Annotated in this window: 12 protein-coding genes; 6 read left to right on the forward strand and 6 right to left on the reverse strand. The window is 73.2% G+C overall.

Annotation, left to right across the window (positions count from 1 at the left end):
- Window positions 1-22: 22 nt before the first annotated feature.
- A complete protein-coding gene (locus ABD292_RS08595; protein WP_344206524.1) occupies window positions 23-661 on the forward strand; it encodes a TetR/AcrR family transcriptional regulator in 639 nt (212 codons plus the stop codon).
- 4 nt (window positions 662-665) lie between these two features.
- Here the strand turns inward: ABD292_RS08595 and ABD292_RS08600 are convergent, their stop codons facing one another.
- On the reverse strand, window positions 666-1,589 hold the full coding sequence (locus tag ABD292_RS08600) for an aldo/keto reductase (RefSeq protein ID WP_344206525.1): 924 nt from the start codon (window positions 1,587-1,589) through the stop codon (window positions 666-668).
- Window positions 1,590-1,668: 79 nt separating this feature from the next.
- Here ABD292_RS08600 and ABD292_RS08605 point away from each other — a divergent pair, with 79 nt between their 5' ends.
- Window positions 1,669-2,028, forward strand: a complete 360-nt coding sequence (locus ABD292_RS08605; RefSeq protein WP_344206526.1) for a MerR family transcriptional regulator — start codon at window positions 1,669-1,671, stop codon at window positions 2,026-2,028.
- A 35-nt stretch (window positions 2,029-2,063) separates the two neighbouring features.
- Window positions 2,064-3,509 carry a penicillin-binding transpeptidase domain-containing protein gene (locus ABD292_RS08610; RefSeq protein WP_344206527.1) on the forward strand — a complete coding sequence of 482 codons (1,446 nt, stop codon included), beginning with the start codon at window positions 2,064-2,066 and terminating at the stop codon, window positions 3,507-3,509.
- On the opposite strand, the gene ABD292_RS08615 is transcribed toward ABD292_RS08610, so the two are convergent.
- A complete protein-coding gene (locus tag ABD292_RS08615) occupies window positions 3,510-5,372 on the reverse strand; it encodes an ABC transporter ATP-binding protein (RefSeq protein WP_344206528.1) in 1,863 nt (620 codons plus the stop codon). It lies immediately after the preceding gene.
- Window positions 5,373-5,565: 193 nt separating this feature from the next.
- On the opposite strand from ABD292_RS08615, the gene ABD292_RS08620 reads away from it, so the two are divergent.
- The 3 genes from ABD292_RS08620 to ABD292_RS08630 all read left to right on the forward strand — a co-directional run bounded on the left by ABD292_RS08620 (window position 5,566) and on the right by ABD292_RS08630 (window position 8,667).
- Window positions 5,566-6,861: an extracellular solute-binding protein gene (locus ABD292_RS08620; protein WP_344206529.1), complete on the forward strand. Its 1,296-nt coding sequence runs from the start codon at window positions 5,566-5,568 to the stop codon at window positions 6,859-6,861.
- 67 nt (window positions 6,862-6,928) lie between these two features.
- Window positions 6,929-7,810, forward strand: coding sequence for a carbohydrate ABC transporter permease (locus ABD292_RS08625; RefSeq protein ID WP_344206530.1), 882 nt, complete (start codon window positions 6,929-6,931; stop codon window positions 7,808-7,810).
- Window positions 7,807-8,667 carry a carbohydrate ABC transporter permease gene (locus ABD292_RS08630; RefSeq protein WP_344206531.1) on the forward strand — a complete coding sequence of 287 codons (861 nt, stop codon included), beginning with the start codon at window positions 7,807-7,809 and terminating at the stop codon, window positions 8,665-8,667. The genes ABD292_RS08625 and ABD292_RS08630 overlap by 4 nt, the downstream gene beginning before the upstream one ends.
- Window position 8,668: 1 nt before the next feature.
- Here ABD292_RS08630 and ABD292_RS08635 read toward each other — a convergent pair whose 3' ends face one another.
- Genes ABD292_RS08635 through ABD292_RS08650 form a run of 4 tightly spaced genes read right to left on the reverse strand, consistent with a single transcriptional unit; the run spans window position 8,669 to window position 13,174 of the window.
- The gene (locus ABD292_RS08635; RefSeq protein WP_344206532.1) at window positions 8,669-9,673 is read right to left on the reverse strand and encodes a 2-hydroxyacid dehydrogenase; all 1,005 of its coding nucleotides are present in this window, start codon (window positions 9,671-9,673) and stop codon (window positions 8,669-8,671) included.
- A complete protein-coding gene (locus tag ABD292_RS08640) occupies window positions 9,670-10,287 on the reverse strand; it encodes a histidine phosphatase family protein (protein ID WP_344206533.1) in 618 nt (205 codons plus the stop codon). The genes ABD292_RS08635 and ABD292_RS08640 overlap by 4 nt, the downstream gene beginning before the upstream one ends.
- A complete protein-coding gene (locus ABD292_RS08645) occupies window positions 10,284-11,699 on the reverse strand; it encodes an FGGY-family carbohydrate kinase (protein WP_344206534.1) in 1,416 nt (471 codons plus the stop codon). Before ABD292_RS08645 ends, ABD292_RS08640 begins: the two co-directional genes overlap by 4 nt.
- A complete protein-coding gene (locus tag ABD292_RS08650) occupies window positions 11,696-13,174 on the reverse strand; it encodes an FGGY family carbohydrate kinase (RefSeq protein ID WP_344206535.1) in 1,479 nt (492 codons plus the stop codon). Before ABD292_RS08650 ends, ABD292_RS08645 begins: the two co-directional genes overlap by 4 nt.
- Between the last annotated feature and the right edge of the window lie 36 nt (window positions 13,175-13,210).

A 13,210-nucleotide genomic window follows, 5' to 3' on the forward strand; every position in this document is an offset into this window, starting at 1 on the left:
GGTAATAGGCAAGGATGGAGGCATGACGAGTGTGTTGCGCCGCCGTCCCGCCCAACGTCGCAGCGCGGTCCGCGTGGAGCGCATGCTCGACGAGTGCGCGCTGCTGCTCGACGAGGTGGGCTACGAAGCGCTCACCACCAAGGAGGTCGCGCGCCGCGCCGAGGTGCCGATCGGCACCTTCTACCAGTTCTTCCGCGACAAGCAGGCCCTGGTGCGGGCGCTCGCGCTGCGCAACCTCGACGCGTTCCTCGATCGGATCACGCAGCGCGTCGCCGGCGCCGACCTCGGCCACTGGACCGACCTCGTCGAGCTCGCGGTCGACGAGTTCGTCCACATGAAGCGCACCACCCCGGGCTTCGGCGTCGTCGACTTCGGCGAGGTGCTCATCACCCCCGGCGGGCCCGCGCTCGCCGGCACCCACCGGGCGCTCGACGAGGCCAGGGACAACAACGAGATCGTCGCCGACCGGCTGCGCCTGCTCACCAAGGAGCTGCTGGACGCGCCCGCCGGGTCCGGCCTCGACCGCGCGCTGCTGGTCGCGGTGGAGGCCACCGACGCGGTGCTCAAGCTTGCCTTCCGCGCCGACCCGGCGGGCGACCCGCAGCTCATCGCCGAGTGCAAGCAGCTCGTCCGCCGCTACCTCGCCGACCACCTGCCCTGAGGCGTCAGCGGGGCGCGTCCAGGCGGGCCTTCAGCTCCGCGTCCAGCTTGAGCCCGGCCCCGCCGATCGCCTCGTCGAGCTGAGCCATCGTCGACACCCCCACGATCGGCACGATCCCGTCGGCCATCAGCCACGCCAGCACCACCTGGTTCGGGGTGGCGCCCAGCTCCCCGGCCACCTCGCGCAGCGTGGCCAGCCTGGCCGTGGTGCCGGGGTGGTCGTAGATCTCCGGGATCGGCCGGTCGGCCCGCGTGTAGGCGCCGAACATCAGCGTGTTGTACGCCCACAGCGTCACGTCAGGCTCGGCGGCCAGATAGTCGAGCAGGTCGTCCGTGACCAGCCGGTGCCCGGCCTCGGCGGGGCTGGTGAGCGGCCGCGGGCGCAGATAGGTGTGGCGGAGCTGCACGTACGTGTACGGCAGCCAGCCCCGCGCCGCCGACACGCTCCGCGCCCGCTCCAGCCGCCAGGCCGCCGTGTTGCTGGCCCCGATGGCCCCGACCTTGCCGGCCCGCGCCAGCTCGTCGAAGGCCCCCAGCGTCTCCTCCAACGGCACCGAATGATCCTCGATGTGCGCCCAGTACAGATCGACCCGGTCGGTGCCGAGCCGGCGCAGGCTGCCCTCCGCCGCCCGCGCCACGGCGGCGGCCGACAGGCCCTCGGCCGAGTCCAGGGTGGTGTCGCCGGGCACGGTGGGCCGCGCCCCCGCCTTGGTGCTGATGAAAACCTGGTCGCGGTTGCCGCGGGCGGCCAGCCAGGCCCCGATGGCCTGCTCGCTCTCGTCGCCGGTGCGGCCCTCGACCCAGAACGGGTAGTTGTTGGCGGTGTCCAGCATCGTGCCGCCCGCCTCGTGGAAGCGGTCGAGGAGGGCGAAGGTGTCCTCCAGGCCGACGCTGGTGCCGAAGGGGATCGTCCCGAGTGCGAATCTCATGGCTCAGACTCTCGGACCTGGAGCGCGCTCCATGTCAAACGGTTGACCTGGAGCACGCTCCAGGTGAAATCCTGGAGGGGTGAGCGTGTACACCCCCGCCGAAGCCGTCGAGGAGACCGGCTTCTCCCTCGACACCTTGCGTTACTACGAGAAGATCGGGCTGCTGGAGCGCGTCGACAGGAACGCCGCCGGGCAGCGCAGGTTCAGTGAGGAGGACATCGGCTGGCTGGGCACGTTGCGCTGCCTGCGCGAGACCGGCATGCCCATCGCCACCATGCTCCGCTTCGCCGAGCTCGTCCGGGCCGGCGACCACACCGTGCCGGACCGGATCAAACTGCTGGAGGAGCACGACCGGCAGGTCCAGGAGCAGATCGCCAACCTCGCCGAACGGCAGGACTACATCCACAACAAGATCTCCTACTACCGCAGCCTGCTCTAGCCCGCCCTTTGCGCTCCGGCTGTTAAACGAGAGCTATGGCGGGAGCGCGGGCCGGGAGGATCAACGAGTCGGTGGGCCGCGTGGCCCTGTTGTGCGGCGGCCTGCTGTTCGCGCTGCTGGGGCAGGTCACCGTGATCCAGGCGTTCGGCACGTCCGCGCTCAACTCCGACCGCAGGAACGAGCGGCCGCTCATCGAGCGTTACTCCCACCCGCGCGGCGACATCCTCACCTACGAGGGCACGCCCGTCGCCGTGAGCCGCCCGTCCGGCGGCGGCCCCTACCGGTTCCGGCGGGTCTACCCGCACGGGCCGGTCTACGCGGCCGTCACCGGCCATCTGTCGTTGCAGCGGGCCACCGGCATGGAGCAGGCCGAGGACGGCGTGCTGTCCGGCGCCGACGCCCGGGTCAAGGTGCGCTCGCTGGTGCGGGCGGGCGAGGTCGAGGGGGCCGACGTCCGGCTCACGATCAGCGACCGGGCGCAGCGAGCGGCGTACGAGGGGCTGCGGGCGGCCGGGGTGCCGGGGGCGGTGGTGGCGCTGCACCCGGCGACGGGGGCGGTGCTGGCGCTGGCGTCGTACCCGTCGTACGACCCGAACGCCTTCACCACCTTCGACCGGGACCTGCTCGACGCGACCGGCCGGCGGCTCAGGGAGGACCCCGGCCGGCCGCTGCTGAACCGGGCGCTGAACCGGCCCTATCCGCCGGGGGCCACGTTCAAGCTGGTCACCACGGCGGCGGCGCTGTCCTCGGGCGAGTACACCCCCTCCAGCCTGCTCGACGCGCCGGCGCTGCTGTCCCTTCCGGGCGGGCGGCAGACCGTGCGCAACAGTCCCACCTGCGGCGACGCCCACCCGACCCTCATCTACGCCTTCCAGGTCTCCTGCGAGACCGCCTTCGCCGGCATCGGGCTGCAGCTCGGCCAGGACCTGCTGCGCGACCAGGCGGAGGCGTTCGGCTTCAACGCGGGGCCGCTCGCGATCCCGCTGCCGGCCACGCCCAGCAGGTATCCGCTGAGCATGGACCGGGCGCAGACGGCGCTCGCCGCCATCGGGCACCACGACAACCGGGCCACGCCGCTCATGATCGCCATGCTGTCGGCGGCGGTGGCCAACGGCGGGGTGCTCATGCGGCCGTACCTGGTGGAGGAGGTACGGCTGCCGGACGGCTCGGTGATCAACCAGTCCGCGCCCGCGCCGTGGCGGGTGGCGATGCCGCCGGCGCTGGCCAGGCACCTGGCCGCGATGATGACGACGGTGACGCGGGCGGGCGGCACGGGGACGAGCGCGGCGCCGGCAGCGGTCCAGGTGGCCGCCAGGACGGCGAAGTCCGCGGCCCCGGATCAGGAGCAGGCGCTCGTCACCGCGTTCGCGCCCGCGGACCGGCCCGAGGTGGCCGTCGGGGTGGTGCTGGAGCGGCCGGGCGCGCGGGCCGCCGCCGTGGCGACGATCGCGCGGGCGGTCATCCAGGCCGCCCTCTCATGATCACCGGTAGGCGGTGGCCTGGAGGCTGTAGAGGTCGGCGTAGAGCCCGCCCCTGGCCATGAGCGCGTCGTGGTCGCCCTCCTCGGTGACCCGGCCGTGCTCCAGCACGTAGATGCGGTCGGCGTAGCGGACGCTGGCCAGGCGGTGGGTGATGAGCAGCACCGTGCGGCCGTCGGCGTGGCCGCGGATGCGCTCGAACAGCGCGTGCTCGGCGCGGGCGTCGAGCGCGGCGGTGGGCTCGTCGCAGATGAGCAGGTCGGCGTCGCGGTGGAAGCCGCGGGCCACGGCGATGCGCTGCCACTGGCCGCCGGACAGCTCGTGGCCGTCCTTGAACCGGCGGTCGAGCAGGGTGCGGTAGCCGTGCGGCAGCCCGGCGATCACCTCGTCGGCCCCGGCCACCCTCGCCGCCGAGTGCAGGGCCCGCTCGCCCTTGTCGGTGCCCATCGTGATGTTGTAGCGGGCGGCGAGCGGCCAGCGGGTGTGGTCCTGGGCGATCACGGCGGTGCGCAGGCGCAGCTCGTCGGGGTCCACCAGGCGCAGGTCGGTGTCGTCCCAGTGGACGGTGCCGGAGTCGGGCTCGTACAGGCCGGCCAGGATCTTGGACAGGGTGGTCTTGCCCGAGCCGTTCTCGCCGACGAACGCGATGATCTCGCCCCGCTTGATCTCGACGGAGACCTCGCGCAGCGCGGGCTCCTCGGCGCCGGGGTAGGTGAAGGTGATGTTCGCGGCGGTGATGCGCTGGAAGCCGGCCGGCATCGGGGTGGCCCGGCTGCCCGGCACCCGGCGCTCGGCGTCGGCGCAGAACTCCAGGAAGTCGGTGAAGTACAGGCCCTCCTCGTAGAGGCGGTTGGTGGCGTACATCAGGGTGGCCAGTGACTGCTGGGCCGACCGGATGGCGAGGACGGCGGTGCCCGCCACGGCCAGCGGGATGGCGCCGATCGCGAGCAGCACGCCGAGCGCGACGTAGACCGCGCCGGCGCCGAGGCCGCTCAGCGCCTCGCCCGCGACCCGCGCGTACGTCTGCCGCCGGGCCAGCCCGAGCATCACGTCCTGCTCGACCTTGGCGACCGCGTCGTACATGCGCAGCAGGAAGCCGCGCATGGTGAACGCGCGCACCTCGGCCGCGGGGTCGCGGTCGGCCAGCAGCTCGCCGATGATCCACTTGCGGCGGGCGGCGGGGATGAGGGCGTACAGGGTGGCGTAGCGCATCTTGGCGCTGCGGACCATGGCCCAGGCGTCCGGCAGCACCGCCAGCAGGAGCAGCGGCAGCAGCGCCGGGTGCAGCACGCCGAGCACGCCGGCCACGGCGGCGATGCCGACGGCGGCGGTCAGCACGTCCACGGTCGCCGACACCACCGAGTCGGCCATGGCCACGCCGCGCAGCCGGGCCCGCTGGAGCGCGTCGTGGAAGTCGGGGTCGTCGTAGGCGGCCAGCTCGACGCGGCTGGTCAGCCCGTACAGCCGCTCCTCGGTGAGCCGGCTGACCTGCGGGTCGAGGCGGGCCTGCGCCCAGCCCGCGCCGGCCTGCACGGCCGCGCGCAGCGCCGCCGCCGCGCCCACCAGGGCCAGGCTGGGCAGCGCGGCCATCACCCGGTCGGCGGTCGGGCCCGCGCTGAACAGCGCGGTGAGCACGCCGGTCGTGGCGAGCAGCCCGAACGCGGTGAACACCCCGCCGAGCAGGTTGAGCGTGATCGCCAGCGCGGTGTCGCGCGGGCTCGCCCGCCAGGCGATGCTCATGGCCTGGGACACCAGCGACGGCAGCCGCCTGGCGATGGTGAGGAAGCCGACCTCGGCCAGTTTGCCGGTGTGGGCGTGCCAGTCCGAGAAGGAGATCTCGCCGAGTTCCAGGGGCTCGTCGGGCATGCCAGGAAGTGTGCCCAGCGTGAGCGCCGCGCCCCCCGGAGTGACAAGGAACAAGCGCCCGCGTCAGGGGGAGTATGCGGAGCTGTTACCACCTCATCCCTTGACGTCCCGTTGGGGGAAGTGGGTTGATAGCCCCGTTGACAACGTTGTCAAGAACCACCTGCTTCGGGGGACTTCGAAGGGATGGTGTGCGATGCGACGGTGGTTGGCAGCCGCCTCGATCATGATGGCGGGCGTCCTGGGATTAGCCGCGTGCGGCGGCGGTGGCGGCGGAGGAGAGACCTCCGAACCGCCCGCGGCCGGCGGCGGCAAGCAGCAGGTCGAGGTCTTCTCCTGGTGGACCGGGCCCGGTGAGGCGGACGGCCTCGCCGAGATGCGCAAGATCTTCGAGCAGCAGAACTCCGCCTACTCCTTCTTCGACGCCGCCGTGGCGGGCGGCTCCGGCGACAAGGCCAAGGCGCTGCTGGAGTCCAAGCTCCAGGCCGGCCAGCCGCCGGACACCTTCCAGGGCCACGCGGGCGCCGAGCTGCAGGGCTACATCAAGGCGGGCAACCTGGAGGACCTCACCTTCCTCTACGACGAGCTGAAGCTCAAGGACGTCTTCCCGCAGCAGCTCGTGGACCAGATCAGCGTGGACGGCAAGATCTACTCGGTGCCGGTGAACATCCACCGCTCCAACGTGCTCTGGTTCAACCCGGCCGTGCTCAAGGAGGCGGGCGTCGCGGCCGCGCCGAAGACGATCGACGAGTTCATCGCGGCGCTGGAGAAGGTCAAGGCCACGGGCAAGATCCCCCTGTCCATCGGCTCGGAGTGGACCGTCACCCACCTGCTGGAGAACGTCCTGCTCGGCAGCCTCGGCACCGACGCCTACAACGCGCTGTTCAAGCCGGGCGGCAACTGGGCCGGGCCCGAGGTGGACAAGGCCCTGGAGAGCTTCAACAAGATCATGTCGTACGCGGGCGACCCGCAGGACGACTGGCAGCCCGCGGCCAAGCAGGTGGCCGACGGCCAGGCCGCGTTCAACATCATGGGCGACTGGGCCTACGGCTACTTCCACAACCCGCCCGAGGGCGGCCTCGGCAAGACCTCGAAGACGGACTTCGACTGGGCGCCGGCCCCCGGCACCGAGGGCACCTACCTCTGGCTGTCCGACAGCTTCACCCTGCCCAAGGGCGCCAAGCACCGCGACGGGGCCATCGCCTGGCTCAAGGTCGCGGCCAGCAAGGAGGGACAGGACGCCTTCAACCCGAAGAAGGGCTCCATCCCGGCGCGCACCGACGCCGACAAGTCCCTCTACACCGACTACCTGGCCGACGCGCTGAAGGACTGGTCGGGCAACAAGCTGGCCGGCTCGGTCCAGCACGGCGTCTCGGTGAACCAGCCGTGGCTGGCCGCCATCACCGAGGCGGTCGGGCTCTACATCAGCAGCAAGGACGTCAAGGCCCTCCAGCAGGGGCTCGCCGACGCGGCCACGGCCAACGCCCAATAACTCTCATCGGCGTATCGAGCGGGACGCGGCGGCCCGGCCGGCCGTCGCGTCCCTGGAGGGAAGAATCGTGAGGCGGGCGCGTACGTGGCTGCCCGGGCTGCTCCTCGTCACCCCGTCGATCATCCTGATCGGCGTCTTCGTGTACGGCCTGCTGGGCTGGAACTTCCAGCTCGCCATGACCGACAAGCACAGCCAGGTGGCCGAGGGCGAGTTCGTGGGGCTGAAGAACTTCGTCGACATCTGGGACCAGCCCCGCTGGCACCTGTCCGTGAACCACACGATCCAGTTCACGATCGTGTTCGTGCTGGGGGCGCTGCTGCTCGGCTGGCTGCTGGCGTTCCTCATGGAGAAGGGGATCAGGGGCGAGGGGACGTTCCGGGCGATCTACCTGTTCCCCATGGCGATCTCGTTCGTGGCCACCGGCATCGTGTGGCGGTGGCTGATGAACTCGGGGACGGGGGAGCGGGCCGTCGGGCTCAACCGGCTGTTCGGCTACCTGGGGCTGCCGGAGTGGCAGTGGTTCCGTGACCAGGACTGGGGCATGGCCGCGATGGCGCTGCCGGCGATCTGGCAGATGTCCGGATACATCATGGCGTTGTTCCTCGCCGGCTTCCGCGGCGTGCCCGAGGAGCTGCGCGAGGCGGCACGGGTGGACGGCTGCACCGAGTGGGGCGTCTACCGCCACGTCGTGCTGCCGCTGCTGCGGCCGGTGCTGCTGTCGGCGCTGATCATCCTGGGGCACATCTCGCTCAAGGTCTTCGACCTGATCGTGGCGGTGTCCGGCAAGCAGATCATCACCGACGTGCCGGCGGTGTTCATGTGGGTGGCGGTCTTCGACTCCCACGACCCGGCCAAGGGGGCCACGATCGCGGCCTACATCGTGGTGAGCGTGGCGATCTTCGTGATCCCGTACCTCATCTGGTCCGTACGCAAGGAGAGGACGTCATGACGGCGGTGGCCGGGCGGCGGGGAGCGGTGTTCCGGTGGACGCGGTTCGGCGTGCTGTGCCTGTTCGTGGTGGTCTTCCTCATCCCGATCTACGTGCTGCTGGTCACCAGCTTCAAGCCGCTCACCGAGGCGGACCCGAGCCAGGCGTGGAACCTGCCGCGGACGTGGACGGTCGAGGCGTGGCGGGTGGCGTGGGAGAAGCTCGCCCCTGGGCTGTGGAACAGCGTGCTGCTGGCCGTGCCGGGCTCGCTGCTGTCGTGCGCGCTCGGCTCCATGAACGGCTACGTGCTGTCGAAGTGGCGCTTCCCCGGGGCGGACGTGCTGTTCACGCTGTTCCTGTTCGGGATGTTCATCCCGTACCAGGGGGTGATGATCCCGCTGGTGCAGCTCCTCGTCGGGCTCAACGACCTGACCGGGCTGGACGGCGTGTTCTACGGCGGCATCCCCGGCCTGGTGCTCGCCCACGTCGTCTACGGCATCCCGATCTGCACGCTGATCTTCCGCAACTACTACGTGACGATCCCCACCACGCTCATCGAGGCCGCGCGGGTGGACGGGGCCGGGATGCTGCGGGCGTACCGGTCGGTGGTGCTGCCGGTGTCCGGGCCCGCGATCGCGGTGGTCGTCATCTGGCAGTTCACCTCGCTGTGGAACGACTTCCTGTTCGCCGTCTTCCTCACCGGGCCGACGAGCTGGCCGACGACCGTGATGCTCAACAACATCGCGGGCGCGCAGGCCACCCCGTACAGCCAGCAGATGGCGGCGGCGATCCTGGCGTCGATCCCCACGATGGTGATCTACGTCCTGCTGGGCCGGTTCTTCATGCGCGGGCTCATGGCGGGGGCGCTCAAGGGTTAGCTCAGGGATTGGCGACGTGGAGGAGGGGTTCGCCGCGGACGTAGCGGGCCACGTCGGCCGCGACGATCGCGGCGGCCTTCGCCGCCGTCTCCTTGCTCGCCCCGGCCAGGTGCGGGGTCATGACCAGGTTCGGCGCCGTGAGCAGGCGCGAGCCCTCGGGGATCGGCTCCTCGGGGAAGACGTCCATCGCGGCGCCGAACAGGTGGCCGGACTCCAGCGCGTCGCAGAGCGCGTCGTAGTCGAGCAGCGCGCCGCGCGCGCAGTTGACCAGCACCGACCCCGGCGGCATGGCGGCGATCTCGGCCGCGCCGATCAGGCCGGCGGTCTCGGCGGTGGCGCGGGCGTGCAGGGAGACGAAGCGCGAGCGGCGCAGCAGCTCCGGCAGCTCCACCTTGCCGGGGACGTCCACGTACGGGTCGTGCACCAGCACCTCGGCCCCGAACCCTGCCAGCATCCTGGCCACCCGGCGGCCGATCGCGCCGTAGCCGATCAGGCCGACCGTGCCGCCCTCCAGCTCGGGCCCCACGTTGTCGTAGGTGTAGTAGTCGCCGCGCCACACGCCCCCCGCCAGGTCGGCGTGGGTCCGGGGGATGCGGCGGGTCGCGGCGAGCAGCATGGCGAGCGTGTGCTCGGCGGTGGCCACCGCGTTGCGGCCCGGCGCGAACGTCACCCGGACCCCGGCCCGCGCCGCCGCCTCCAGGTTGGCGTTCACAGGACCACCCCTGCTGACGCAGAACAGCCGCAGGGCGGGGGAGGCGTCGAGGACGCGCTTGGTCAGCGGGGCCATCTGGGTCACGCAGACCTCGACGTCGCGCAGCGCCTCGATCAGCTCGTCCTCGACGTCCGACGCCTCGTCCACCTCGCCGACGCGGCCGAACGGCACCACCGGCCACGGCAGCGTCAGCTCGCGGACGTCCACCTCGCCGGGGACCTCGCGCCGCAGCGCGTCCACCAGCAGGCGGTTGGTGACGAAGTGGTCACCTGCGGCAAGGACTCGGATGGTCAACGAACGGCTCCCATCGGGCAGTTGTAGTGAAGCAGTGCGGGCCGTCCGTCGTCGCGGAGCCGCAACTCGGTCAGTGCGCAGTTGTCCAGGCGCGGGAACAGCCGCCGGTACTCGCCGAGCGGCACCCCGATCAGCGCGCAGAGCGCCAGCCTGATCGCCGTCGTGTGCGCCACGACCAGCACCCGCCCGCCGGGGTGCGCCGCCGCGGCGTCCCGCAGTGCGGCCACGAACCGTTCGGCGGCGGCGCGCGGGTCCTCGCCGCCGGGCAGCGGATGCGCGGCCGGGTCGGCCTCGAACGCGGCCCGCGCCTCGGGGAAGCGCGCCGCCATCTCCGCCGAGGTCAGCCCCTCGCCCTGGCCGAAGTCCAGCTCCACGAGGCGCGCGTCGGTGCGCAGCTCGCGGCCGGCCCGTTCGGCGGCGGCGGTGGCGGTGATCACGGCGCGGCTGAGCGTGGAGGCGAGGACGGCCGTCAGCCCCGCGTCCGCGGCCCACTCGGCGAGCGCGGCCGCCTGCTCGTGGCCGCGCGGGGTCAGCTCGACGTCGCTGACGCCCGCGTAGCGGTTCTCGGCGTGCCAGACGGTCTCGCCGTGGCGGACGAGCACGAGGTCGGTCATCGGGTGGTCCTCTCGCGGGCGTGTGCGGCGACGTGGGGGTCCAGCCAGCCGCGCCGTTCGAGCTCGGCGACGAACCGCAGGTAGAGCTCCGGCCGCCCGGCCCCGGACGGCTCGACCACGGCCCTGGTCCTGATCATGCGGGCCGGGTCGCCGCCGGCCAGCACGGCCATGCCGAGCGCGGGCTCGGCGTTCTCGCGCAGCGTCACGGGACGTCCGAGGACGTCCGCGCGCAGCCGGGTCCAGTGGTCGCTGCGCGTGGCTCCGCCGGTGAGGATGATCTCGCCGTCCACGGGCGCGCCGAGCAGGTCCAGGTAGTCGAAGCACAGCCGTTCGACGAACGCCGCGCCGAGCAGGATCGCGGCGTACCGTTCGACGTCGTCGGCGGGCTCGCCCAGCGTGAACGCCTCGGCGGCGGGCGCGTCGAACGGGAAGCGCTCCCCGCGCGAGACGAGCGGGTAGGTCACGGCGGCGACCGGCTCTCTGCGGGCGGCCGCCGCGCTGAGCGCGTCGAGGTCGCGCCCCGGCAGGTCGCGGGAAAGGACGCCGGCGCCCGTGCTGGACGCGCCGCCAGGCAGCCAGGAGCCGTCGGGGGCGCGGTGGGAGTAGACGACGCCGAGCGGGTCGTGGATCAGCTCCTCGGTCACGCCCTTCAGCACCAGCGTGGTGCCGAGCACCGAGTTCCAGCTCCCGACGCGGGTCGCGCCCGCGCCGAGCTGGGCCGCGCAGCCGTCCGTGGAGCCCGCGACCACCGGCGTGCCGGACGGGATGCCGGTCTCTGCGGCGGCCTCGGCGCAGACCGTGCCGAGGAGCGCGCCGGGCCGGACCACTTCGGGCAGCACGCCCGCGGGCAGCAGGTCCAGCACCTCGTCCGGCCAGCGTTCGGCTTCGAGGTCCACGCCGGTCTTGAGCGCGTTGCCGAGGTCGGTGGCGACCTCGTGGCCGACCAGCCGCCGGTTGACGAAGTCGCTCTGGTGGGCGGCGCGGGCGCCCGCCGGGGCGTCGCGGAGCAGCCAGAGCAGCTTCGGCAGCGCCCAGTTGGGCTGCATGCGCCGGTAGCCCAGGCGCTCCCACACGGCCGCGCCCGCCTCGTTGGCGCGCTCGGCGGAGGCGCGGCGGTCGTCGTACATGAGGGCGGGTGTCAGCGGGCGGCCGGCCGCGTCGGTGAGCAGGATCGTCCCGCTGGTCGCGGCGACCGCGACGCCCCGCACCCGCTCCGGGGCCACGCCGGCCAGCGCCTCGCGGGTGGCGGCGGCCAGCTCGCGCCACCACTGCTCGGGGTCCTGCTCGTGGCGGGGTCCTTCGCGCCGGCTGGTGAGCGGGCGGGCGGCGGCGCCGGCCACCTCGCCGTCGCCGCCGGCGACCAGGGCGCGCACGCTCTGCGTGCCGAGGTCGACGCCGATCCACACGCTCATGCCCGGCCCCGCATCTCGGCCAGCAGCGGCCAGGCGTCCGCCTGGCCCGCGCGGAGCGTCAGGAAGTCCTCGAACAACCGGTCGTAGCGGGCGCGGCGGTCCGGGTGGGGCTCAACGGCGTCGCGCAGGCGTACGTGCTCGGCCGCCGCCGCGGCGAGCGACGGGGCCGCTCCCGTGGCCGCCAGCGCCGCCACGTACGCGCCCCGCGCCCCCACCTCGGCGTCGGCCGGCCGCCGCACGGGCAGCCCGGTGACGTCGGCGATCAGGCCGAGCCAGGTGGCGCTGGCCGAGCCGCCGCCGCACACCCGCAGCTCGCCGGGGTCCGTGCCGGTGGCGGCCAGGCAGTCGCGGATGACCAGGGTGAGCCCTTCGAGCGCGGCCCGCGCGATCTGCTCGGGCCCGTGCTCGAACGACAGGCCCAGCAGCGCGCCGCGCGCCAGCGGGTCGGAGAACGGCGCCCGCTCCCCGGCCGGCGACAGGTAGGGCAGGAACGCGAGCCCGCCCGCGCCGGGCTCGCTCCGCCCGGCCAGCTCGCCCAGCTCCTCGGGGCCGCCGAGGCCCAGCAGGCGGCAGGTCCACTGCACCACCTCGGTCCCGGCGAACGTGGGGAAGGCCCGCAGGTAGCCGCCGGGCAGCGCGATCGTGATGCCGGTCGGCTCGCCGTCCAGCGCCGGGGACTCGGCGACGACCTCGGTGCACAGGGTGGTGCCGAGGATGGCGCACGCCTGACCCGGAGCGACCGCGCCCGCGCCGAGCGCGGTCGTGACGATGTCGTACGGGGCCATCACCACGGGAACGCCGGCACGCAGGCCGAGCGCGTCGGCGGCCCGCCGCGTGAGCCCGGCGACCGGGCAGGAGCGCACCGGCGGCAGCAGCCGTCCGGCCCACTCCATGCCGAACAGGCGCAGCAGCTCCGGCGCGTACGCCCGCGCCCGCAGGTCCATGAACGGCGCCGAGGCGTCGGACTCCTCGGCCGCGAGCTCCCCGGTGAGCCGCGACCAGATCCAGCCGCCGCAGGTGAGCAGGGCGGCCGACCGGTCGAGCCTGGCCGGGTCGTGGGCGCGCAGCCAGGACAGGACGGCGTGCGGCAGCCCGGAGGCGGCCGAGGAGCCGTTGATCTTGAAGGCCGCGGCGGCCAGGCCGTCGCGGGTCCAGGCGTCGACCGTGGCGGCGGCGCGGGCGTCGTTCCAGAGGACGGCGGGTCCCGTCGGCTCGCCGCCCGCGTCCACGAGCCAGCAGCCGTCGCCCTGGGCGGTGACGGCGACCAGCTCGACCGGCTCGGCGACGGCGGCGGCCACCTCGCGCACCGTGGCCGCGACCGCGTCCCAGACCGCGCCCATGTCCTGCTCGGCGTGGCCGGGGGCGGGGCGGGAGACGGCGGTGGCGCGGCGGGCGAGCGCCGACTCCGCGCCGGTGTGGTCGTAGGCGACCGCCTTGATGACCGTGGTGCCGGCGTCCACGCAGACGACCGCCATCAGGTCCTGCCCTCGCTGCTCACGCGACGACGTTAG

Origin of the sequence: Nonomuraea bangladeshensis, from assembly GCF_039529455.1 — a bacterium.
GTDB classification, from domain to species: Bacteria; Actinomycetota; Actinomycetes; order Streptosporangiales; family Streptosporangiaceae; genus Nonomuraea; species Nonomuraea bangladeshensis.

Bases quoted from the DNA above. Each gene is read 5' to 3' on its own strand.
- ABD292_RS08595 (WP_344206524.1), top strand. From the start codon at position 23: ATGACGAGTGTGTTGCGCCGCCGTCCCGCCCAACGTCGCAGCGCGGTC.
- ABD292_RS08600 (WP_344206525.1), bottom strand. From the start codon at position 1,589: ATGAGATTCGCACTCGGGACGATCCCCTTCGGCACCAGCGTCGGCCTG.
- ABD292_RS08610 (WP_344206527.1), top strand. From the start codon at position 2,064: ATGGCGGGAGCGCGGGCCGGGAGGATCAACGAGTCGGTGGGCCGCGTG.
- ABD292_RS08615 (WP_344206528.1), bottom strand. From the start codon at position 5,372: ATGCCCGACGAGCCCCTGGAACTCGGCGAGATCTCCTTCTCGGACTGG.
- ABD292_RS08620 (WP_344206529.1), top strand. From the start codon at position 5,566: ATGCGACGGTGGTTGGCAGCCGCCTCGATCATGATGGCGGGCGTCCTG.
- ABD292_RS08630 (WP_344206531.1), top strand. From the start codon at position 7,807: ATGACGGCGGTGGCCGGGCGGCGGGGAGCGGTGTTCCGGTGGACGCGG.
- ABD292_RS08640 (WP_344206533.1), bottom strand. From the start codon at position 10,287: ATGACCGACCTCGTGCTCGTCCGCCACGGCGAGACCGTCTGGCACGCC.
- ABD292_RS08645 (WP_344206534.1), bottom strand. From the start codon at position 11,699: ATGAGCGTGTGGATCGGCGTCGACCTCGGCACGCAGAGCGTGCGCGCC.
- ABD292_RS08650 (WP_344206535.1), bottom strand. From the start codon at position 13,174: ATGGCGGTCGTCTGCGTGGACGCCGGCACCACGGTCATCAAGGCGGTC.